At 73.6% G+C, this 19,873-nt stretch carries 21 protein-coding genes and 1 pseudogene; 11 read left to right on the top strand and 11 right to left on the bottom strand.

What is annotated here, in order from left to right:
* Positions 1-623 precede the first annotated feature (623 nt).
* Positions 624-1,361 carry a hypothetical protein gene (locus tag EBO15_RS43900; RefSeq protein WP_147481840.1) on the top strand — a complete coding sequence of 246 codons (738 nt, stop codon included), beginning with the start codon at positions 624-626 and terminating at the stop codon, positions 1,359-1,361.
* A 234-nt stretch (positions 1,362-1,595) separates the two neighbouring features.
* Positions 1,596-2,414, top strand: a pseudogene (locus EBO15_RS37730) (IS110 family transposase); the annotation flags it as partial.
* A 62-nt stretch (positions 2,415-2,476) separates the two neighbouring features.
* On the opposite strand, the gene EBO15_RS37735 reads toward EBO15_RS37730, so the two are convergent.
* The 4 genes from EBO15_RS37735 to EBO15_RS37750 all read right to left on the bottom strand — a co-directional run bounded on the left by EBO15_RS37735 (position 2,477) and on the right by EBO15_RS37750 (position 5,572).
* On the bottom strand, positions 2,477-3,607 hold the full coding sequence (locus EBO15_RS37735) for a methyltransferase domain-containing protein (RefSeq protein WP_158628470.1): 1,131 nt from the start codon (positions 3,605-3,607) through the stop codon (positions 2,477-2,479).
* A complete protein-coding gene (locus EBO15_RS37740) occupies positions 3,604-4,563 on the bottom strand; it encodes an MvdC/MvdD family ATP grasp protein (protein WP_122199272.1) in 960 nt (319 codons plus the stop codon). Before EBO15_RS37740 ends, EBO15_RS37735 begins: the two co-directional genes overlap by 4 nt.
* Positions 4,563-4,820: a hypothetical protein gene (locus tag EBO15_RS37745; protein WP_122199273.1), complete on the bottom strand. Its 258-nt coding sequence runs from the start codon at positions 4,818-4,820 to the stop codon at positions 4,563-4,565. Before EBO15_RS37745 ends, EBO15_RS37740 begins: the two co-directional genes overlap by 1 nt.
* A gap of 452 nt (positions 4,821-5,272) precedes the next feature.
* Entirely contained in the window at positions 5,273-5,572 is a 300-nt protein-coding gene (locus EBO15_RS37750) for a hypothetical protein (RefSeq protein WP_122199274.1), read from the bottom strand.
* Between the two features lie 387 nt (positions 5,573-5,959).
* On the opposite strand from EBO15_RS37750, the gene EBO15_RS37755 reads away from it, so the two are divergent.
* From EBO15_RS37755 to EBO15_RS37765, 3 genes are read left to right on the top strand one after another with little or no spacing between them, the layout of a single operon-like run.
* A complete protein-coding gene (locus EBO15_RS37755) occupies positions 5,960-6,625 on the top strand; it encodes a hypothetical protein (protein WP_147481841.1) in 666 nt (221 codons plus the stop codon).
* A gap of 56 nt (positions 6,626-6,681) precedes the next feature.
* On the top strand, positions 6,682-7,494 hold the full coding sequence (locus tag EBO15_RS37760) for an ArsR/SmtB family transcription factor (protein ID WP_199745068.1): 813 nt from the start codon (positions 6,682-6,684) through the stop codon (positions 7,492-7,494).
* A gap of 60 nt (positions 7,495-7,554) precedes the next feature.
* Positions 7,555-8,061, top strand: coding sequence for a hypothetical protein (locus tag EBO15_RS37765; RefSeq protein WP_122199276.1), 507 nt, complete (start codon positions 7,555-7,557; stop codon positions 8,059-8,061).
* 38 nt (positions 8,062-8,099) lie between these two features.
* On the opposite strand, the gene EBO15_RS37770 is transcribed toward EBO15_RS37765, so the two are convergent.
* The 6 genes from EBO15_RS37770 to EBO15_RS37795 all read right to left on the bottom strand — a co-directional run bounded on the left by EBO15_RS37770 (position 8,100) and on the right by EBO15_RS37795 (position 13,352).
* Positions 8,100-8,411, bottom strand: coding sequence for a hypothetical protein (locus EBO15_RS37770; RefSeq protein ID WP_122199277.1), 312 nt, complete (start codon positions 8,409-8,411; stop codon positions 8,100-8,102).
* 141 nt (positions 8,412-8,552) lie between these two features.
* The gene (locus EBO15_RS37775) at positions 8,553-9,470 is read right to left on the bottom strand and encodes a DMT family protein (protein WP_199745069.1); all 918 of its coding nucleotides are present in this window, start codon (positions 9,468-9,470) and stop codon (positions 8,553-8,555) included.
* A 126-nt stretch (positions 9,471-9,596) separates the two neighbouring features.
* On the bottom strand, positions 9,597-10,901 hold the full coding sequence (locus EBO15_RS37780) for an isochorismate synthase (protein ID WP_122199287.1): 1,305 nt from the start codon (positions 10,899-10,901) through the stop codon (positions 9,597-9,599).
* 90 nt (positions 10,902-10,991) lie between these two features.
* The gene (locus tag EBO15_RS37785) at positions 10,992-11,585 is read right to left on the bottom strand and encodes a biotin transporter BioY (protein ID WP_122199278.1); all 594 of its coding nucleotides are present in this window, start codon (positions 11,583-11,585) and stop codon (positions 10,992-10,994) included.
* Positions 11,586-11,879: 294 nt separating this feature from the next.
* On the bottom strand, positions 11,880-12,581 hold the full coding sequence (locus EBO15_RS37790; RefSeq protein WP_122199279.1) for a spermidine synthase family protein: 702 nt from the start codon (positions 12,579-12,581) through the stop codon (positions 11,880-11,882).
* A gap of 78 nt (positions 12,582-12,659) precedes the next feature.
* Positions 12,660-13,352 (bottom strand): winged helix-turn-helix transcriptional regulator, encoded by a 693-nt coding sequence (locus EBO15_RS37795; RefSeq protein WP_122199280.1) that lies wholly within the window; start codon positions 13,350-13,352, stop codon positions 12,660-12,662.
* A 77-nt stretch (positions 13,353-13,429) separates the two neighbouring features.
* Here EBO15_RS37795 and EBO15_RS37800 point away from each other — a divergent pair, with 77 nt between their 5' ends.
* From EBO15_RS37800 to EBO15_RS37825, 6 genes are all read left to right on the top strand, one after another.
* Positions 13,430-14,035, top strand: coding sequence for a pyridoxamine 5'-phosphate oxidase family protein (locus EBO15_RS37800; RefSeq protein ID WP_122199281.1), 606 nt, complete (start codon positions 13,430-13,432; stop codon positions 14,033-14,035).
* The gene (locus tag EBO15_RS37805; RefSeq protein WP_122199282.1) at positions 14,035-14,616 is read left to right on the top strand and encodes a dihydrofolate reductase family protein; all 582 of its coding nucleotides are present in this window, start codon (positions 14,035-14,037) and stop codon (positions 14,614-14,616) included. The genes EBO15_RS37800 and EBO15_RS37805 overlap by 1 nt, the downstream gene beginning before the upstream one ends.
* A gap of 95 nt (positions 14,617-14,711) precedes the next feature.
* Complete coding sequence (locus tag EBO15_RS37810) at positions 14,712-15,803, top strand: S1C family serine protease (protein ID WP_122199283.1); 1,092 nt, start codon at positions 14,712-14,714, stop codon at positions 15,801-15,803.
* Between the two features lie 103 nt (positions 15,804-15,906).
* Complete coding sequence (locus EBO15_RS37815; protein ID WP_233616731.1) at positions 15,907-17,649, top strand: glycoside hydrolase family 10 protein; 1,743 nt, start codon at positions 15,907-15,909, stop codon at positions 17,647-17,649.
* A gap of 56 nt (positions 17,650-17,705) precedes the next feature.
* Entirely contained in the window at positions 17,706-17,906 is a 201-nt protein-coding gene (locus EBO15_RS37820) for a DUF3040 domain-containing protein (RefSeq protein WP_158628471.1), read from the top strand.
* Between the two features lie 619 nt (positions 17,907-18,525).
* Entirely contained in the window at positions 18,526-19,176 is a 651-nt protein-coding gene (locus EBO15_RS37825) for an ATP-binding protein (protein WP_158628472.1), read from the top strand.
* A 61-nt stretch (positions 19,177-19,237) separates the two neighbouring features.
* Here EBO15_RS37825 and EBO15_RS44695 read toward each other — a convergent pair.
* The coding region (locus EBO15_RS44695; RefSeq protein ID WP_199745070.1) for a hypothetical protein at positions 19,238-19,873 on the bottom strand (636 nt) is incomplete at its 5' end.

Consider the following 19,873-nt stretch of genomic DNA (forward strand, 5'->3'; position numbering starts at 1 on the left):
ATTCACCTACCGGTACGCGCCGAGCAGCTGGCACGAGGCAAGCGCTGTCGCCTGTGTGCTCCCGACGTCGCGGTGAAGACCGGGCCCGGCCCGCAGAAGGGCCCCGACGGCAGGTTCCAACCAGCAGGATCCTGAACCCCGCTCAGCGACCACCACCAGGCGCGCGTTCCCGGATGATGATCGCGGTCCGGGTGCCGCGCGGCGCGGTCGGTGAGGGGCCCAACGGCCGACAATGCCAGCGGCGTCATCGTGGAGCCCGTTCCCGACACCAGGAGCCCGATCAGGAACCGCCGCCGCGCCCAGGGCGACGGTGCACTCTCCGTCACTACCGGTTCCCGCTGGGGCGGGAGCGGAGGTGGGGGAGTGGTCACGGCAGCAAGTCTCGCTCGGTGAGGCTTCGGCCACCGAGGATCCGACGGGACCGGTGGCGGGGCTGGTAAGCCGACGCTCGAAGGTCGTACAGCTGGCTCAGCGGGGCAGGTCGTCGGCAGTGAGCGCCTCTGGTCTGAGCGGAAGCCTGACTGGTGAGCCTCCACAGTCTTTACGAATCGACGCCGAGACTTGGCGTGATTGGGTTCGGCGCGTCGAGGTTCCGGGCACCTGCCCGCTCCTAGCTTGGGGCCATGACAGACAAGATCGTTCCCGATGAAGTCCTCGCCGGATCCGAGCGCCTCATCGTCGAGGCCGTCGACCGCCTGCAGGAAGCACTGTCCTACGGCCGTGATGCCACCGAATGGGACTGGCCACGGATGGTCCTGTACCGGCTGGCCGACGCTCAGGACGTCATCGGCTGGGTTGTTGGCCTCCATGCTGCCCACGCGGTCCAGACGGGCTGGTCCTCCGACACCGTCAGGGGATACCTGCAGACAGGACAGCAGGTACGGCGGGCCGAGATTCCGCAGCAGCGGGACTTTGACTACCTTGCCGGGCTTACCGACGAGCCGGCGGAGAACGAAATGTCCGGCCCCTATATCACCGGCAAGATCCAGCGGAGGAGCATCGGAAAATCGGCCCCTCATCGCGAATGGGCCCTCGCCTGCATCCCTCAACGCGCTGAGCCAGGGGAACGCCGCAGAGCTGGACCATCTGCCCGCTGCCGTCAGCGGCAAGGCCCACCGGCTCTACTCAATCATGACGCCCGAGGACCAGGAGCCGGAGCTCGTCGCGCAGAGCTGACCGACCCTCGCGCGCCGGAATCCGCAGGACCCACATTGCGGCCGGCGGTGCTGACGTGGAGAGAGCGGCCCCGACGCTGGGGCTGCCGTGATCGGCTGGACCCAGGGTGGGAACGCGTCGATGTCACGCCGTGGTGCGGGAGGCCCTGCCCGCGTTCTTCCACCCGGCTCCATGGAAGAACGTGAACGTCGATGACGCTGGCGGGTGGCCCTCGCCAGCGAACAAACCCGCTGGAGGACGGCTGGCGCGGCCTCTGGGCGTTCACCGGGCTCGGGGGCAGGTTTCGTCGGGTTGTCAGGGGCCCTCGAGACCGAAGACCGTGTGGAAGGGGTCGCGGAGTTGGCAGATCCGCCGGCCGGGTCCGACCTGGAGGGGCCGCGCCAGTGCTCGGCTCCGGCGTCGAGGAAGCGGCTGCGAGCGTGGTCGAGGTCGGGGACGGCCCAGTAGGGGACCGGGCTGCCGCCGCGCGGGTCGGGTTGGACGTCGGCAAGGGCGAGCACCACGCCTGCGCCTTGGACGTGGCGGGCAAACGGCTGCACGACAAGCCGCTGCCCAACGACGAGGCCAAGCTGCGGGCCTTGTTTGAACGACTTGGCCAGCACGGCCCGGTGCTGATGGTGGTCGACCAGCCCGCCTCGATCGGCGCACTGCCGGTCGCGGTCGCTCGCGCGTCCGGCTGCCAGGTCGCCTACCTGCCCGGCCTGACCATGCGCCGGCTGGCCGACCTGCACCCCGGCCAGGCCAAGACCGACGCCCGCGACGTGTTCGTCATCGCAGATGCGGCCCGCACCCTGCCGCACACGCTGCGGCGGGTCGACACCGGCGACGAGGCGCTGGCCGAATTGGAGGCGCTGGTCGGGTTCGACGACGACCTGGCTGTCGAGGCCACCCGCGTCCGCAACCGCATCCGCGGCCTGCTCACCCAGATCCACCCTGCACTGGGACGAGTGCTGGGCCCCAAGACCGACCACCCCGCCGTGCTGGAACTGCTGTCGCGGTTCGGTGGCCCGCAGGGCCTGCGTCAGGCGGGCCGCCGCCGGCTGCTCACCCTGGCCCGCAAGCGCGCCCCGCGCATGGGCGAGCAGCTGGTGGACGACATCCAGGCCGCGGTGGAGCCTCAGACCGTCACGCTCCCGGGCACCACCGCGCCCGAGGCCGTGCTGCCCCGTCTGGCCGACTCGCTGCGCACCGTCCTGGACCAGCGCAAACAGATCGCTACCGAGGTCGAGGGGATGCTTAGGTGCCAGCACGGTCGCGGCCCCGACCAGGAGCGCGACGAAAAGTGAGCCGTAGGACCGGGCTAGGAGCCGCTGGCGGCCGCCGGAACGGGGATGTCCGGGGACTGGAACCACCAGTGGTGCGCGGCGGGGGTGATGGTCAGGCCGAAGTCCTCGACACCGGGCCGGCCGTGCCCGGTCCACCAGGCGTGGGCGTCCTCAACGCGGGCCCACACGTCCGACGGGCCGCCGTACTCGACCATCCCCGGGCCGTCCGCGGGCACCCGCGCCCACGACCCGTCACCCGCGACGACCTGCGCAGCGTCGCCGGGCAGGCCGAACGCCGAGACACCGGGGATGTGCTGCCAGATCAGCAACGACAACCCTGGCACGTTCAGAACTTCGCTACCAAGCCGGGATGGGCGGGTGCGGACGGTCGTGGCGTCGATCGGGGGCGCCTCGGGGATCCCCGGCAGGTCCACCGCCCGCCGCATCGACATGTACCCCGCCGACGCCACCAGCCGCCCCGCCGCCGTCCCGTCGCCTCCGACGACGAGACGCGCGAGCGCCCCGGCCCGCGTCATGCCGCGCGGCCGGAGGTCGGCGAGGATCACACCGCCCGGCCGGGTCTGCTCGACCCACGTATACGGCACGCGCTCGTTCGCCACCGTCGCGATGACCCGGTCATAGGGGGCACGGCCGGGATACCCGGCCGTGCCGTCACCGACGGCGAGAACCGGCGCGTATCCGGCGGCCGCGAGCCGCTCCCGCGCGGCGTCGACCAACGCAGGGTCGATGTCGATGCTGGTGACCAGGTCGGAGCCGAGGCGCTCCGACAGCAACGCCGCTCCGTATCCGGTGCCGGTCCCGATCTCCAGGACGCGCATCCCGTCGGCGACGTCCAGCAGGCCCAGCATCCGGATCATGAACCCGGGGCGGGTGCTGGAACTGGTCGCCCACGCGAACCCGCCTTGGCCGGGGAACGTCATGCGCTGGGTCACCAGCGTCTCGTCGGAGTACACCAGCTCGAGCCACCGCGGATCACCGGTGGTGATCGCTTCGGCCGGGTCCCCGTCGGACCAGATCCGGGGGACGAACACGTGCCGCGGCACCTGTTCGACGACCCGGCGCCACTGGTCGCCGAGTTCGCCGTGTTGGGCGATCTGGCTGGCCAACGCGGCCGCGTGCGCTCTCCACTGGCGGGTGTCGGTCATGTGGGAACTCCGGTGAGGATGTCGGCGACGGCGGCCGCGATGGGTGCCCCGGTCTCGGCCTGCAACCACGACCATTGCGCGCCGGGGCCGCACTCCAGGAACCACCATGCCCCGTCGTCGGTGACGGCGAAGTCGAACACGCCGAGTTCCAGCCCCAGCGCCGCCAGGTAGGCGCGGCAAGCCCTGGCCACCCGGTCCGGTACGCCGGTGATCTCGTAGCGGAGCGTGCCGTACCCCCTCCGGAAGTCCTGGCGTCCCGCCGGGTCGGCCGTGTGGATCGCTATGGCGTGGAGGTGCCCGGACCCCGTCGCGACCAGACGGACATCGTGCGATTTGGGCACGTTGTTCTGGAACAGGTGCATGGTGGTGCTCACCCGGTCGTCGGTCGCGGCCGCGGTGACGGGCGTGGTGTAGATCAGTTTGACCCGGTCGGCCTCGCTGATCAGCTTGTGCATGGTCGCCTTGTACACCGCGTTCCCCGAGCTGGTGAACGCGGCGGCATGACCGGGGTCGTTGGTGAGGATGCTCGAGGGGAGGGTGAACCCGCACCGGGCGGCGGTCGCCATCTGAAGCGGCCGGTACTCGGCGTCGGCCAGACGCGCGGGGTGCGACACCCAACGCGCTGGGAGCGCCATGAACAACCCGCCGAGACCGAACCGGGCCTCAACGGTCGCGAACCGCCGTTCCGGCTCGCTGAGGCCCGCGGGGAAGGTGAACGGCTGAGGCTGCCGGTAGTACACCGCCGTGACCTCATCGAACCGGATGACCCCGCCAGGGGTGGTGACCTCACCGTCCCAACCGCCCGCCCCTAACCGGGCGGTCACCGCGGCCCGCGTGGGGAACCACGCGGTGTCGAACCACGCCACCGGCACGCCCCGCGCCGCGAGCACATCCGCCACCGAGACCGCTTCCGCGTCGCCCTGTTCGGCAAGCATCAGCACCGCCGGGGCACCCATCAATCGGTCACCGTCTGCGTGTAGTCGTCCGGGACATCCTCACTGTCCTTGTTGTGCTTGGTCGCGACCTTCTCGGTCCGGGTGCTGGTGGGCTTCTCGTGCTTGCCCATGCTCCGGATCGGCGCGGGCGACACGGCCTGGTCCATGCCCCACGGGCGCGCGCCGGTCGTGGGCTGCTCAGCACTGACCGGCACCGCGTGCCCGGGAAGCCCGAGCGGGAAACGGTCACACGACCGGACCAACGGGTCCTCGTTCATCTCGGGCGGTCCCTCCGAGAACGTAGAAGAAGCAGCGGCGTCCCGATTCGCACTCGTTGAGAACCTACGACCGAACCCACACCGGTGAAAGCGCTTGAACACCAACATGGCGCCGGCGGAAGGTCCCCCAAGGCGGGCACTCGGCCCCCCGACTCGGCCGACGTCTACACCCGCCGATCGGCGGTACCGAGGTGCCGGTGGTGGTGCTGTCGGCGGCCGCCGCGGGTATCGCCGGGGCCGGCGTCACCGTGGTGACCCTCGCGGACCCCGACATTGCCCCGGACACGGTCCTGACCGTGAGAATCTCAGCGGTCGGCCTGGTCGCCCGCTGCCACGACATCCGCACCATCCCCGCCAAGCGCTTCGCCGACCTGGTCGGGCGGTGCACCACCGACGAGTGGCCGAGTGTCGCGTGCCGCTCCGGGGCGAGCAAGCGGCACGGGCCGGGCCAGTCAGCCGGGTCGGGGCCACCCGGACGGGGCGGCCAGCCCCTGATGGTCCAGCCGCAACGCGGTGAAGACGTACTGGTAGGCCGAGTGGGAGACGACGTAGATCAACCCTGGGACCGCACCGGCGAACTCCCCGGCCACCGGCCAGGGCAGCGGCGGCGTGGTCGCGCCGGACAGGTCGGTGAGGCTGGTGGCTCCCGGTCGGCCGGGATCGACCAGGCGGTTGACCAAGACCCGGCCGTCGCTACCGGAAACGCTCACGCTCGAGCCTGTCGAGTACTCGACGTCGATGTCGTGCCGCATCCGTCCGGTCTCCGGATCGCGGATCTGGAGCGAACTGAAGTCGGTTACGACGGCCGACCTGCGGAGAGAACGCCGCCTGCGGCCGGGTTATGAACTCCGCGAGGCCGCTCGGGTCGCCGGAACCTCCGTCGAGATCGGAGACGATGGCCGACCACACAGGCGTCAGGCGGTCAGGCAGCCGGTGCCGTGCGGGGGCTGCGGAGTCGGCCGCGCACACCTGCGCGGCCGCCAGCAACAGCGCGGCGCCAGCGGCCTGAACGGCGTAGGGCCGGTGGCGGGCCACCTCAGCAGCCCTTCAAGGGCAGAAACACGCACGCCTGTCGCAGGGAGGCTCTGTTGTACCCAGAGCCCATGACGTAGATGTCCACGTAGTAAGGCGCGGCCCCGGTGATGTGGAAGGGGCGCTTCAGCTTCGGGCGGATCGACGAGCTGCTGGCGCAGGTCGAACGGCAGGCCGTCGACAACCACTCCCTCATCAGTCGCAACACCGTCCTGGAGGCGTGGCCGGCCGACGCCGAGAACACCCTGACCGCCGACCGCCAGGACCTGAAGGAGATGATGAGGATGGCCAATGCTGATGCACTCCTGGCGGGAACAGGCCGCCGTTCTGGCGCGGAACTGGCCGCCGCGCGCCCCGGCCCGTCGGCCGACGCGGTGGCCGAGGTGCCGGCCCAGGCGGATTGGCGCGCCGCCCGCCAGGCGGGGACCGACCCGCGGGACCTTCCGATCACCACGGTGAGGCCTGGCCAGACCTCACCGCGGGCGGGCGCTCTGTTCGACTCGCCGCTGTCGTCGGAGCAGCGGGCCCTGCGGCCGGAGATCCGGGGCGCCTGCAACGTGGTCCTGGCCCTCGTGGCGGTCCAGCCCCGCCCGCACTGCGACCCCGCGATGGCCGTGATTCGCGGAGTTCAACCGCCCCGGCTCGGTGCCTCACAGGCGCACCGCTTCGTCGAGATCCACTCTTGCGAGCTAACAGGGCTGCGGAACCCGGCCGCCGTCGACCACCGGAACGTGAGCACACGGACGCGACGGAGGGGCTGGAGACCGCCCTGACCAGCGAACATGTCGGCATTTGACGATATGCAGGTAGATGCCTGCATAATGTCCGGGTGAGTCAGGACATCGAAATGATGGACGCGGCCTTCCGGGCGCTGGCCGACCCGACCCGGCGGCTGCTGCTCGACAGGCTGCGTGAGCGCGACGGGCAGACGCTCGGCGGGCTGTGCGAACGCCTGGAGATGGCGCGCCAGTCGGTGACGCAGCACCTCGACGTCCTCGTCGACGCCGGCCTGGTGACCGTGGTGCGACGCGGACGCGAGCGCCTGCACTACCTCAACCCGATGCCCATCCACGAGATCGAACGACGCTGGATCGCCGAGTTCGACAGGCCGAGACTGCGCGCCCTCAGCGCCATCCGGAACCAAGCCGAGGAGTACGCCATGACCGACGCGCCGGCCGCCGTGCCGACCTACGTCTACGTCACCTACATCCGTGCGAGCGCCGAGCAGGTGTGGCGCGCGCTCACCGACGCCGACCTGACCGCGCTCTACTGGGAGCACGCCAACGTCTCCGACTGGCGGCCGGGCTCGCCCTGGGAGCACCGGCGCGTCGACGGGTCAGGGACGGTCGACGTCGTCGGCCGGGTCCTCACCGCGGAACCGCCGACCCGCCTCGTGATCACCTTCGAGGACCGCCCGGACGCCGCGACGACCAGGGAACCGTCGGTCGTCGAGTTCCTCGTGGAGCCGCACCAGGACATCGTCCGCCTGACCGTGAGCCACGAGAACCTCCCCAACCGGGAGATGCTCAACGGGATCTCCCAGGGCTGGCCCGCCGTCCTGGCGAACCTCAAGTCCCTGCTCGAGACCGGCGAGGTCCTCCCGCAGGCGCCCTGGAAGATGTCGCCCCCTCGGCACGCCTGAACGGCGCCCGCCCCCGCGACCACGCACCGCACCCCCCACCAGCAGAAAGAGGAACCTCCCATGGACTCCGCCCAGCTCCAGACGGCCTACCGGTCGCTGCTCGACGCCGCCGCCACCGTGACCGGCTCCGGCGAACCGGGCACGCCGCCGCCGGGAGAGTGGACCGCCGACCAGATCCTGGCGCACGTCTCGCTCGTCACGGCGTCCACCATTACCGCCGCGTCCACCGTCGCGTCCGGCTCCAACACCGCCTATGACAACCGCGTCGCCCTCGACACCTGGACGATCGACCGCGTCATCACGCTCTCAGGCGGCACCGCCGGGCTCCTCGACCGGCTCCGGCGCCAGGCGGACGCTCTGTGCGCGCTGGCCGGACCGGCGCTGAGCGGCACCGAACTCGACACCCCCGTACCCACCCGGCTGCTGTCGAACGGCACCTGCCTGGTCGACCAGCTCATCCCGCTGCGGGACCTCCTCACAGGGCTCGCCGAGTCGGAGCTGCCCGGCCACACCCGACAACTCCTGGCCCTCCTGCCAGACCCCGCGCCGCTCCCGACCACGGCCTGACCACCACATCCACGCGGACGGAGAGTCATCAGCCCTGGTCACCGCGCACGGCGTCGAGCAACCAGGCATTGGCTCCGACGGCCCCAGCGGTCAGTTCCTGCCGTGCCTGCCGTGCCGCCTCCAAGTTGATCCCTCCGAAGCCGAACGCGGCTGTCTGCGCGATGGCCAGGTCGCCGGAGGCGGGGGAGCCCTGCGCCAGGCCCGGTCCTGCGGCCTCGGGGACCGGATCGGATCGGCGAGTCCAGAATCGGGGGTACTGTTCCTTCCTTCATGGCGAGCACCGCCATCACGAGGCTGAGGAGGCCCGAGCCGCCCAGGGTGTGGCCGGTCATCGCCTTGGTGGCGGTCATCCGCGGACCGGGTCCGGCGCCGTCGAGGATGCGGGCGCAGTCCGCTCGACTCCGTCGCGTCGTTGGCCGCCGGAGCCCGGCGAGCCGCTGGGGCCCGGGGCCTGGGGCCCCTGGGCGTTCCCTACGGCTGACCGTTCGCGTTCAGCCTGCGGGGTGGGCTGATTCGGATCGGTCGTTCCCGGCCCGGCGGCCCTTATCCCCCTCAGAGGAGTCGCCGGGGGCGGGGGCGGGGTCGGGGACGTGGGGTTCGCCGAACCGGGCCAGGGCGAGCGTCGCGGCGACCGCCAGTGCGAACCCCGCCGCCGCCACCGGCCCCAGCCCCGGCCGCGTGTGATCGCCCAGCAGGACCACCCCGACCGCGGCCGGCACGACCGTCTCGGCGACCACCATCGCCGCCGTCGTGCTGGTCACCGACCCCCGCTGCAGCGCCGTCGCGTAGAACAGCAGCGCCGCCACGCCCGCCGCGGCCAGCGCGTACGAGGCGGGATCGGTCACAAGGTCCAGGGGGTTCAGGCTCGTCAGGACCCGCGCGGCCAGCGCGACCAGGCCGAATCCCAGGCCCGCGACCAGGCCGAGCGCGACCGACCGCGCCGTCCCGCGGAGCCGTCCGGCCGCCGCGCCGACGGCGAGTAGTACCAGTGCGCAGCCCAGCAGCGTCCAGTGGAACGCCTGCCCGACGTGGGCGGGTCCCTCCCGTCCGGCCGACGACCCCAGCAGCGCCAGCCCGGCGCACACGGCGAGGACCGCCGCCCACTCGGCCCCGCGCAGCCGCACCTTCAGGACCGGGCCCGCCACGACGGCGGTGACCGCGAGCGCGGCCGCGACGATCGCCTGCACCACGAACAGCGGCAGCGACCGCAGCGCCGCCAGCTCCAGCACGAAACCCAGAAGGTCCAGGCCGATGCCCGTCAGGAACGGCAGGTTCGCCGCCAGCCGCACCAGCAGCCGCGGGTCGATGCCCTCGCTGGGCGCCGTGGTCCGGGCCGCCACGGCCTCCAGGACGGTGGCGACGCCGAAACAGCACGCGGCGGCGAGGGCGCCCAGCAGACTCCAGACCATCCGCTTACCCTACGCGCCGCCCCGGACGCCTCCCCACCGGGAAGGACTCAACGCGGCCCACCATCGGAGCGAGGCCGCTGGAGCGGGTTCCGGAGCGGTTCCGGGCGGCCCCGGGGGAGTGGACGGTCAGCCCTCCAGGGCGTATCGCATCGCGCGGAACTTGTTCGACGCCTCCGCCAGCTCCGCCGCCGGATCGGAGTCCGCGACGATCCCGCAGCCCGCGAACAGCCGCGCCCGCGTCCCCGACAGCTCCGCGCACCGCAGCGCGATGCCCCACTCGCCGTCCCCGCGCGCGTCGACCCAGCCGACCGGGCCCGCGTACCGGCCGCGGTCCATGCCCTCCAGCTCGCGGATCAGGTCCAGCGCCCGCTCCGTCGGCGTGCCCGCCACCGCGGGCGTCGGATGCAGCGCGCCCAGGACGTCAAGGACGGTCCGGTCCGCCGCCAGGCGCCCGTGCACCGGCGACGCCAGATGCGTCACGTTCGACAGCCGCAGCAGCTCGGGCTCGGCCGGGACGTCCAGGTCGGTGCACAGCGGCGCGAGCGCGTCCCGCACCATGTCGACCGCGTAGGAGTGCTCCTCCCGGTCCTTGGCGGACCGGAACAGCGTCGCCGCGCGGGCTTCGTCGTCGGCGGGCGTGGTGCCCCGTGCGGTGGTCCCGGCCAGCACCAGCGAGTCGACCTGGGCCCCGGCGCGGCGGATCAGCAGTTCCGGTGTCGCGCCGACCAGGCCCGCGACGGCGAAGGTGTAGCAGGTGGGGTAGCGGTCGGCGAGGCGGTGCAGCAGCACGCGCGCGTCGATCGGGCGGTCCGCGTGGGCGATCAGGTCCCGGGCCAGGACGACCTTCCCGAGGTGGCCGTCGCGGATCCGGGCCGTCGCGGCCTGCACCGCCTGCGCCCACGAGGGGGCGCTGCGGGCGCCGTCGCTCCAGGTGAGGCGGCCGGGTGCGACCGGCGCGAACGCCGCAGGCGGCGGGCCGTCGGCGCGGGGCGCGCCGAGTGCTCCGGCGAGCGCGTCCAGGGAGTCCAGGGCGTCGGGGGAGTCGTCGTGGGGGTCGCCGATCGTGGTGACCCAGGCGTGGCCGTCGCGGCGTCCGAGCACGTACCGGGGGACGATCAGGACCGAGTCCGCCGACTTGGGGTCGAAGCCGAAGCTGCCGAACGCGACGGGGCCGGTGCCGGGCAGGCGCAGCGGGTCCTCGACCTCGGCGGACCCGAACGTCTCGGCCAGCCAGGCGTCGGCGGCCGCGAACCGGTCGTGCCCGCCGGGCAGCTCCAGGCGGGCGGTCTCACCCCAGCCGACCAGGCCGTCCCCGTGCCGGACCCAGGCCAGCGCGGTGGGGTGGGGGAGCCGCGACAGCAGGTCGCCGGGGTCGGCGACCGGAACGGTGCGGACTTCGAGGCGGCCGGGTGCGTGCACGGCGAGCTTCACGGACGCCACTCTACGGGAGTTTTGAACCCGTTCAAACAGGCGGGGGCGGGGGTTCCGGCGGGGCGCACGGCGCCCCGCCGGAGCGGCGGCTCAGCCGCGGCGGCCGGCGAACCGCCACGCGACCGGCAGCAGGCCCGCCGCCAGGAGCACCTTCAGCACGTCCCCGGCCAGGAACGGCGTGACGCCCAGGTGCAGTGCCTTCTCCAGGCCCACGTGCAGCGACGCCATCAGGTACGGCACGCCCACCAGGTAGATCAGGACGGTGCCGAACGTCATCGTCGCGACCGTCCGCAGCGGCGTGCGGTCACCGCCGCGCTCGGCGAGCCGTCCCACGACGGCGGCGGCCAGCACGAACCCGAGCACGTACCCCAGCGTCGCCATGGACGCGCCGGACGTCCCCTCGGCGAACCACGGGACCCCGGCGACGCCCGCCGCCAGGTACAGCAGCATGCCGAGCGCCGCGCGGGTGCGGCCGAGAGCCGCGCCCGCCAGCAGGACGGCGAAGGTCTGCCCGGACACCGGCACGGGCGTGCCGGGCAGCGGGATCGAGATCTGCGCGGCGACGCCGACCAGGGCGGCGGCCCCGGCCACCAGCGCGGCGTCGCGGGCGAGCGAGCCCGGCAGCAGGTCGGACAGGACAGCGACGGGACGCCGGGACGCCGGAGCGGCATGAACGGTGGACACAGCAACCTCCACAAAACGTGCGTGTTGGGTCGAAACCTAGCGAACGGTCCGGCGTGGGGGGATCACCCGGGCTACAGAATCACCCCACCCCGATTTGTCACCCGCCTCCGACCGGCCACGACACCCCCACCGCACGCCCCGGCCGAACGGCCGAACGGCCGGGGCGTCCCCGCCCCATGACCCGGCCCCGTGACCCCCGCCCGTGACCCCGGCGCCGTGGTCCGCCCGCCCGTGCGGTCCGGCCGCATGGTCCGGCGACCGGGCCGCACGGGCGGGCGTCCGCGCGGGCGGCGGTCAGGCGTTCCGGGCCAGGTACACCACGTCGGGCTCGCCGCGCGGCACCGGCACCGGCAGCACCTCCACCCACCCGAACCGGCCCCGCAGCAGCTCCTCGAACGCCGGCGCCGCGCCCGCGCTCCACACCGCCAGCACGCCCCGCCCCGTCAGCCGCGACGTCAGCAGGTCCAGGCCGTCCGCCCCGTACAGGCGGGCGTTGCCGGGGGTGACCGTCCAGTCCGGGCCGTTGTCGACGTCCAGGCACAGCACGTCATGCCGGGACGGATCCCCGGCGAGATGATCCACAAGGTCGGCGGTGACGACCCGCACCCGCGGATCGTCGAGGGCGCCGCCGGAGAACGGGCGCAGCGGCGCGTCCGGCCCCGCGTGCCAGCCGACCACCGCGGGCTCCCGCTCCACGACCGTGACCGCGCCGACCCGCGGCAGCCCCGCCGCCACGGCCAGGCTGAACCCCACACCGAGACCGCCCACCAGCACGCTCACCGCCCCGGAACCGTCCCCCGGGACGGCGCCGCCCGAGACGGCGTCGACGGCCGCCGTCACCAGCAGCCGCTCCGACTCCCCGTTGCGGGTGTCCATGAGGAACACCCCGTTGCTGATGATCTCGTGATGCTCCCCGGCGCGGCGCAGCACCAGCTCACCGCCGACCCCCGCCGCCCGCTCCAGTACGTCCGCCTCGGCCTCGACCCCGGTGTTCATGCGCTCGACCCTAGCCGTCACCCTCGCCCCGCCCCGGAGAATTTCCGCCCGGCGGCGCCAGGGGTCACGGCCTCACGGTCACGCCGTCACGGGCGCGGCGTCCCGGCGGGGCGGGACCGCCGCCAGGAGCAGGTCGACCAGGCTCCGCCGGGCTTCGGGGTCGCCGTCCAGGCGCGCGGCGCCGGACCGGACGGCCTCCTCCACCGTCGTCCCGTGGACGCACAGGGCGCGGAAGGTGTCCAGGTCCGCGGTGAGCGCCGCGTCGGGCCGCCGGGACGCCGGCCGCCGGTCGATCCGCACGCCGTCGCCGGTCACCTCCGCGGCGTAGATGTCGGCGCCCACGCGGATCTCATAGACGCCGGACAACCGGGCCGCCTCCGCCACGTCGGCCGGGTCGAAGGCCGCCTTGACGCTCAGCAGCAGCGAGTCGACGCCGAGGACCCCTTCGGGCGGGGACGGCGCGCGGCTTCCCCACCGTCCCAGCCCCAGCAGGACCGGCTCCAGGTCACGGCCCCACTCGGTCAGCTCGTACAGGTGGACCCGGGCGGGCGGCCCCAGATCGCGGCGCCGGACCACGCCGTGCTCGGCCAGCTCCCGCAGCCGCTGGCTCAGCACGTTGGGACTCACCCCGGGCAGGCCCGCGAGCAGGTCCCCGAAGCGCTTGGGGCCGAGCAGGAGATCCCTGACCACCAGCAGCGCCCAGCGCTCGCCGATGACGTCCAGCCCGCGGGCCACCCCGCACGGATCGCCGTAGTTCCGTCTGCCGCTCATCCCCCCATGATACGGACAACTCCTAATTTAGGAGTAGTGCTTGTTATTTAGGAGTAGCCGTCCTATCGTGACGGCCCATGAACACCACCGACGACACCTCCACCTCCACCGATACCGGCACCGACGCGGCGGCGTACCTGCGCCAGGGCGACCTGCGGCTGCTGGACACCCCCACGGCCCGGCACCTGCTCGCCACGGTCCCCGTCGCGCGCCTCGCCTACACCGGCAAGGACGGGACGCCCCGGGTGATCCCCGTCAACTTCCTGTGGACCGGCGGCGAACTGGTCATCGCCGCGTTCGCTGGCACCTACAAGGTCCGGGACCTGACCGCCCGCCCCGACGTCGCCGTCTGCATCGACACCACCGAGGCGCCCCCGCAGGTGCTCATGCTCCGCGGACGCGTCACCCTCGCCGAGTCCGACGGCGTCCTGCCCGAATACGCCACGATGCAGCGCGCGATGATGGGAGAGGAGGCCGGGACCGCCTACATCGAGGCGATCGACCAGCCCGGACTGCGCATGGTCCGGATCGTCCTGCGCCCGGCCTGGGCCGGCGTCCTGGACTTCCAGAACCGGCTGTCCGAGCGGACGCCCGCGCCCGTCCTGGCCGCCCTCGGCGCCAAGCCCGCCGCAGGCCCGGCGGGCGACGGCCGCACCGGCGGCACCGACGAAAGGGGCATGTGATGGGAAAGATCGTTCTGACGGCGTTCGTCACCCTCGACGGCGTCATCCAGGCACCCGGACTCCCGGACGAGGACCGGGACGGCGGGTTCGACCACGGCGGCTGGACCCAGCCCTACGCCGACCCCCTCGTCGACCGGCGGACCACCGCCTCCGTCCTCGCCGCGGACGCCCTGCTCATCGGACGCCGCACCTACCAGCTGTTCTCCTCCTACTGGCCCGGCGCCGACCCGTCCGACCCCCGGACCGCCAAACTGAACGCCCAGCCCAAATACGTGGTGTCCTCCACCCTCAAGACCGCCGCGTGGAACAACACGACCATCCTCGACGGCGACGACGACCTGCCCAAGCGGGTCTCCCGGCTGAAGGAGCGGTACGACGAGATCAGCGTCTGGGGCAGCAGCCGGCTCACCGCGGCCCTGCACCGCGAAGCGCTGATCGACGAGCTCCTCCTGCTCACCTTCCCCGTCGTCGTGGGCGGCGGGAAACGCCTCTTCGCGGGCGAGGCCCCCTTCGGGCTCCACCTGACCGACACGACCGCGTCACCGACCGGCGTGATCATCTCCACCTACCGCCGCACATGACCCCCGCCCCGCCCCGACAGGCGGCCGGGCCGGGACGGGAAGACCTCTTCACCCCACGGTGTTTACGTGTAAGCATGTAATCATCGGGAGGTGCGATGTTCCCCGACCCACGCGACCCGCACACCAGCGACCCGCACACCAATGACCCCCGCCCCGACCGGCACGACGGCGACACCGCCGGCGGCCGGCGCCCCGACCGGCACGACGGCCAGGGCGGGGACCGCGCCGGAGACCGGGACCGGGGCCAGGACCCGGGCGGGGACGCCCTGGACGCCTACTCGCGCGTCGTCGCCGACGTCGCCCGCGACCTGACCCCCAGCGTCGCCGGACTCCGCGTCCGGCACCGCGGACGCGAGGGCGCCGGCTCGGCCGTCCTGTTCACCGGCGACGGGTTCCTGCTCACCAACGCCCACGTCGTCGGCCGCGCCACCGGCGGGCAGGCCGCGTTCGCCGACGGCACCACCACCCCCTTCACCGTCGTCGGCACCGACCCCCTGTCGGACCTGGCCGTCGTCCGCGCCGACCCGTCCGCCCCCGAACCCGCACCCCTCGGCGACAGCGACACCCTGGTCGTCGGGCAGCTCGTCGTCGCCGTCGGCAACCCCCTCGGCCTCGCCGGATCGGTCACCGCCGGCGTCGTGTCCGCGCTCGGCCGCTCCCTGCCCACCCGCAGCGGCAGCGCCGTCCGGATCGTCGAGGACGTCATCCAGACCGACGCCGCCCTCAACCCCGGCAACTCCGGCGGCGCCCTCGCCGACTGGCGCGGACGCGTCGTCGGCGTCAACACCGCCGTCGCCGGAATCGGCGTCGGACTCGCCGTCCCCGTCAACGCCACCACCCGCCGCATCATCGGCGCGCTCATGCGCGACGGCCGCGTCCGCCGCGCCTACCTGGGCGTCGTCGCCGCACCCGTGCCCGTCCCGCACCACCTGCGCGACCACCTCGGGCAGCAGGAGGCGCTGCGGGTCGCCGACGTCGTCCCCGGCAGCCCCGCCGACCAGGCCGGGCTCCGGCGCGGCGACCTGGTCCTGGCCGCCGCCGGGGCGCCCGTGTCGCAGGCCCAGTCCCTGCAGCGGCTGATGTTCGCCGAGGCGATCGGACGCCCGCTCCCCATCACCGTCCTGCGCAACGGCGCGATGGTCGACGTCATCGCCCAGCCCGTCGAACTCACCGCCGAGAACGCCTGACCACAACGAACCCGGACAAACCGGCGCGGGGTGGGGGGCGTTCCACGCGGACACGCGTGTTACGGCGGAACCATGGCGGCGAGTACGTGACAATGGCTCGGCTATGGCATCGCGATCGCGGAACACCCAGGCAGCGCGTCCCACCTCACCCGCCACCGACGTCGGCGGCCGAGACTCCGGCGGTGGCGCCGCCGGTGGGCGGGGCGCCCGCGGCGGGCGGACGCGCCGGGCGGCGGCGGGCCTCACCGGCGCCGTCCTCGCCCTGGCCGCCGCGACCGGATGCATGTCCGCGTTCGGCGGCACCCGCAAGAACACCGCGAGCACCGCCCGTACCGAATGCCCCGCGACCGCCGCGCCCGGCGACTCCCGCTCCCGGCAACTGCGCGCCATGTGGATCGCGACCGTCGGCGGCACCGACTGGCCCACCGACCCGTCCAAACCCGCCGCCGAGCAGCGCAAACGGTTCACCCGCCTGCTCGACACCGCCACCGCCATGAACCTCAACGCCGTCGTCGTGCAGATCCGCCCCGACGCCGACGCGTTCTACCGCTCCCCCTACGAGCCGTGGTCGGCCGTCCTCACCGGCACCCCCGGCAAGGACCCCGGCTACGACGTCCTCGCCTTCATGATCAAAGAGGCGCACGCGCGGAACCTGGAGTTCCACGCCTGGTTCAACCCCTACCGCGTCGCGCAGAACACCGACCGGTCCAAACTCCCCGCGGGCAGCCCCGCCCGCCGCCACCCCGACTGGGTCCGCACCTACGGCGACCAGCTCTGGTACGACCCGGGCCTCCCGCAGGTCCGCGACCTGGCCACCAACGCCGTCATGGACGTCGTCGGCAAGTACGACATCGACGCCGTCCACTTCGACGACTACTTCTACCCCTACCCCGAGTCCGGCGACTTCCCCGACGCCGCGACCTACCGCGCCCACGGCCACGGCACCCGCAAGGCCGACTGGCGGCGCCGCAACGTCGACACCCTCATCCGGACGCTCTCCGGAAAGATCCACCAGGCCAAGCCCTGGGTCCGGTTCGGGATCAGCCCCTTCGGCGTCTGGCGCAACAAGACCACCGACCCCGCCGGGTCCGACACCCACGCCCTGCAGTCCTACGACGACATCTACGCCGACACCCGCGGCTGGATCCGCAACCGCTGGATCGACTACGTCACCCCCCAGCTGTACTGGCCCATCGGCGACCGCGCCGCCGACTACCGCACCCTGGTCGCCTGGTGGAGCCGCCAGGTCGCCGGCACCGGCGTCCAGCTCAGCATCGGCCAGGCCGGCTACCGCGTCGGCGAGGACGCCACATGGCGCAAACCAGAAGAACTGTCCCGCCACCTCACCCTGAACGCCCGCCACCCCGAGGTCCGCGGCGACATCTTCTTCTCCGCGACCGACCTGGCCCGCAACCGGCGCGGGTTCGCCGCCCGCGTCCGCGCCGACCACTACGCGCGGCCCGCGATCCCGCCCGCCGCCCCGCCCGCCGGAGGCGGCCCCGGGGCGCCGGTCCCCGTCCACGACGTCCGCGCCACCACCGCCGGGAAGGGCGCGCAGATCTCCTGGGCCCCCGCCGGGACCAGCGGCGGCGACCCCGCCGCACGGACCGCCGCGTACGCGATCTACCGGCGGGACGGGCGCGGCGCGGACTGCGCCGCCGTCGACCCCGCCGCACTGATCGGGACCGTCCGCGACCCGGGCACCCCGCCCGGCGCGCGCCTCACCCTCACCGACCCCTCCGCCCGGCCCGGACACGACTACACCTACACCGTCACCGCCCTGGACCGCGTCCACCGCGAGAGCCCGCCCGCCCGTGCCGCAACGGTGACCGTCAACCGGGGATAAACCAGCGCCCGACGGGGGACAAACACAGCACCCTGAACGCCCCCGGAGGTATGAGCATGGCGCTGTCGACGGAGGAGCAGCGGATCCTCGCCGAGATCGAGACCCGCCTGGCCGAGGACGACCCGCGGCTGGCCCGCCGCCTGATCACGCACGGCGGGACGCCCCGCCGCCGCGTCCGGCTGATCGCCGCCGTGGTGATCGCCGCGCTCGGCGTCATCACCGCGCTCGTCTCGGCGATCCTCGCGGCCTTCTCCTGACACCACCGCCCGGGGGAGCGCCCGCAGCCCGTCCGCACCCCCGGACCCGGCCCCCGCGAAACCCACCCGCCCCCACCCCACAGCCCGCACCCGCCCGGCGACCCGTCCCCGGGCCCGCCCGGCCCACCCCACCCCCGAACACGAAGAAACGCCGTGGCCCCGACGGCTTCCCGTCGGAGCCACGGCGTTCCCGTGACGTTTAAGTCGGTGTGGTGGTCGCCTCACGGCGAAAGGCACAACGCGGCTCCAGCCGAACGGTATTCCGCGAAGGCGATATTTAGAGCCCGGGGGACACAAGCCACACCGACGGTCACCACTCTAACGGCAACCGGGCAGTGCCTCCGACCCCTGGGCCGCGTGTCGCCGATCACCTCACCCCGAAGTGAGGGTTCCGTGCGCCCGTGCACCGGCCCGCCGCCGGGCGCGTCCACCAACGAGAGGACTCCCGCGAAAACTCCCGGAACGCGGCGGACGCCCACCCCGCACGGTCGGCCGCACCCCCGGACGCTCGACACCACAGACCACCGCCCACCAGGGCGAACAGCACCGCGAACGACCGCACGACCGGCGCGTCACGACGACGCCGACCACCTCCGCCAGCACAGAAGGAGTCGGGGCAGTGGGCACCAGATGGCTCGGAATCGACGACGAACTCACCGGGGACCCCGACGCCGACGGGGACCCGCCACGGCCGGCCCCCCGGCCGTCACCCCCCGTCACCAACGAACCCGACGAACCCGAACCTGGCGACACCGCTCGACACGAACCCGCGCGACACGAACCCGCATGGGACGGCGTCCCCGCGGACGGCGCCTCGGCGGACGCCCCGCCGGAACCGGCGCCGGACGCGGCGTGGACACTGACCGCCGACCCCCGCACCGCCGCCCGCGCCCGCACCCTCACCACCGGACGGCTGCGCGACTGGGCCCGCCTCGGACGCATCGCCCCCGACCCCGCCGACATCGACGACGTCGTCCTCATCGTGGACGAACTCATCACCAACGCCGTCGTCCACGGCCGCGGCGCCGTCCGGCTCCGCCTCACCCTCGACGGCGCGCCCGCCGCGCCCGTCCTGCTCGGCGAGATCACCGACGACCACCCCGCACGGCCCGCCCTGCCGTCCGCCGTCGCCGCGCCGCGCGGCCTGGACTGGTCCGAGGACGGCCGGGGACTGCTGCTGGTCACCGCCCTGGCCACCGACTACGGCACCCGGTCCCGCCCGCCCGGCAAGACCGTGTGGTTCACCCGCGACCTCAGCCCCCGCCCCTGACCTTGGCCCCCCGGCGCCCGGCCCATGCGCCCCCGGCCCGCACGCACCCCGCCCGGGCCGGTCACGGGTGCAGCGGGCAGCGGTCCACCACCCACATCCCCTCCTCGTCGTCGGGCGCGCCGCGCGGCGGGGGAGGCTCACCGGCCAGCCGGTCCAGATGCCACTCCACGTGCGCGAGCGGCCCCCGCCACCCCGCCAGCAGATCCGCCAGCGGACGCGCCGGACCCGGCCGCCCGAACCGCCGCGGCTCCGGCACCACCCGCCCCCACAGCGCGTCGTCGCCGCCCGCGACCCACCGCGCCAGATCGTCCAGCACCTGCGACAGGTCCCGCGCGAGCTCGCCCAGCGAACGCACCGCCATCGCGTCCTGCACCATCGACTCCCACACGTCGAACGACGCGACCCCCGCGAACCCCTCCGGATAGTCCGGCGGGCGCCCGCCCGGCACCGGCGGCTCACCCGTCACCGCCGACCGCACCGCCGCGACCTGCCACCGCGTCCACTCCGCCAGATGCCCCAGCACCCCGCGCAACGCGACCACACCACCCTCCGCCCGGCCGCCCCCGTCCCGGCCGCGCCCCACCCCGCGCGCCGGAGCCGACGCCGACGCGACCGCCTCCCGCACCCGCATCCGCGTGAACTCCACCCGGTCCAGCGTCCACGCGCGGGCCCGCGCCGCGCCCGCCGCGTCCCGCCC

This window comes from Actinomadura harenae, assembly GCF_003696215.1.
Classification (GTDB): domain Bacteria; phylum Actinomycetota; class Actinomycetes; order Streptosporangiales; family Streptosporangiaceae; genus Spirillospora; species Spirillospora harenae.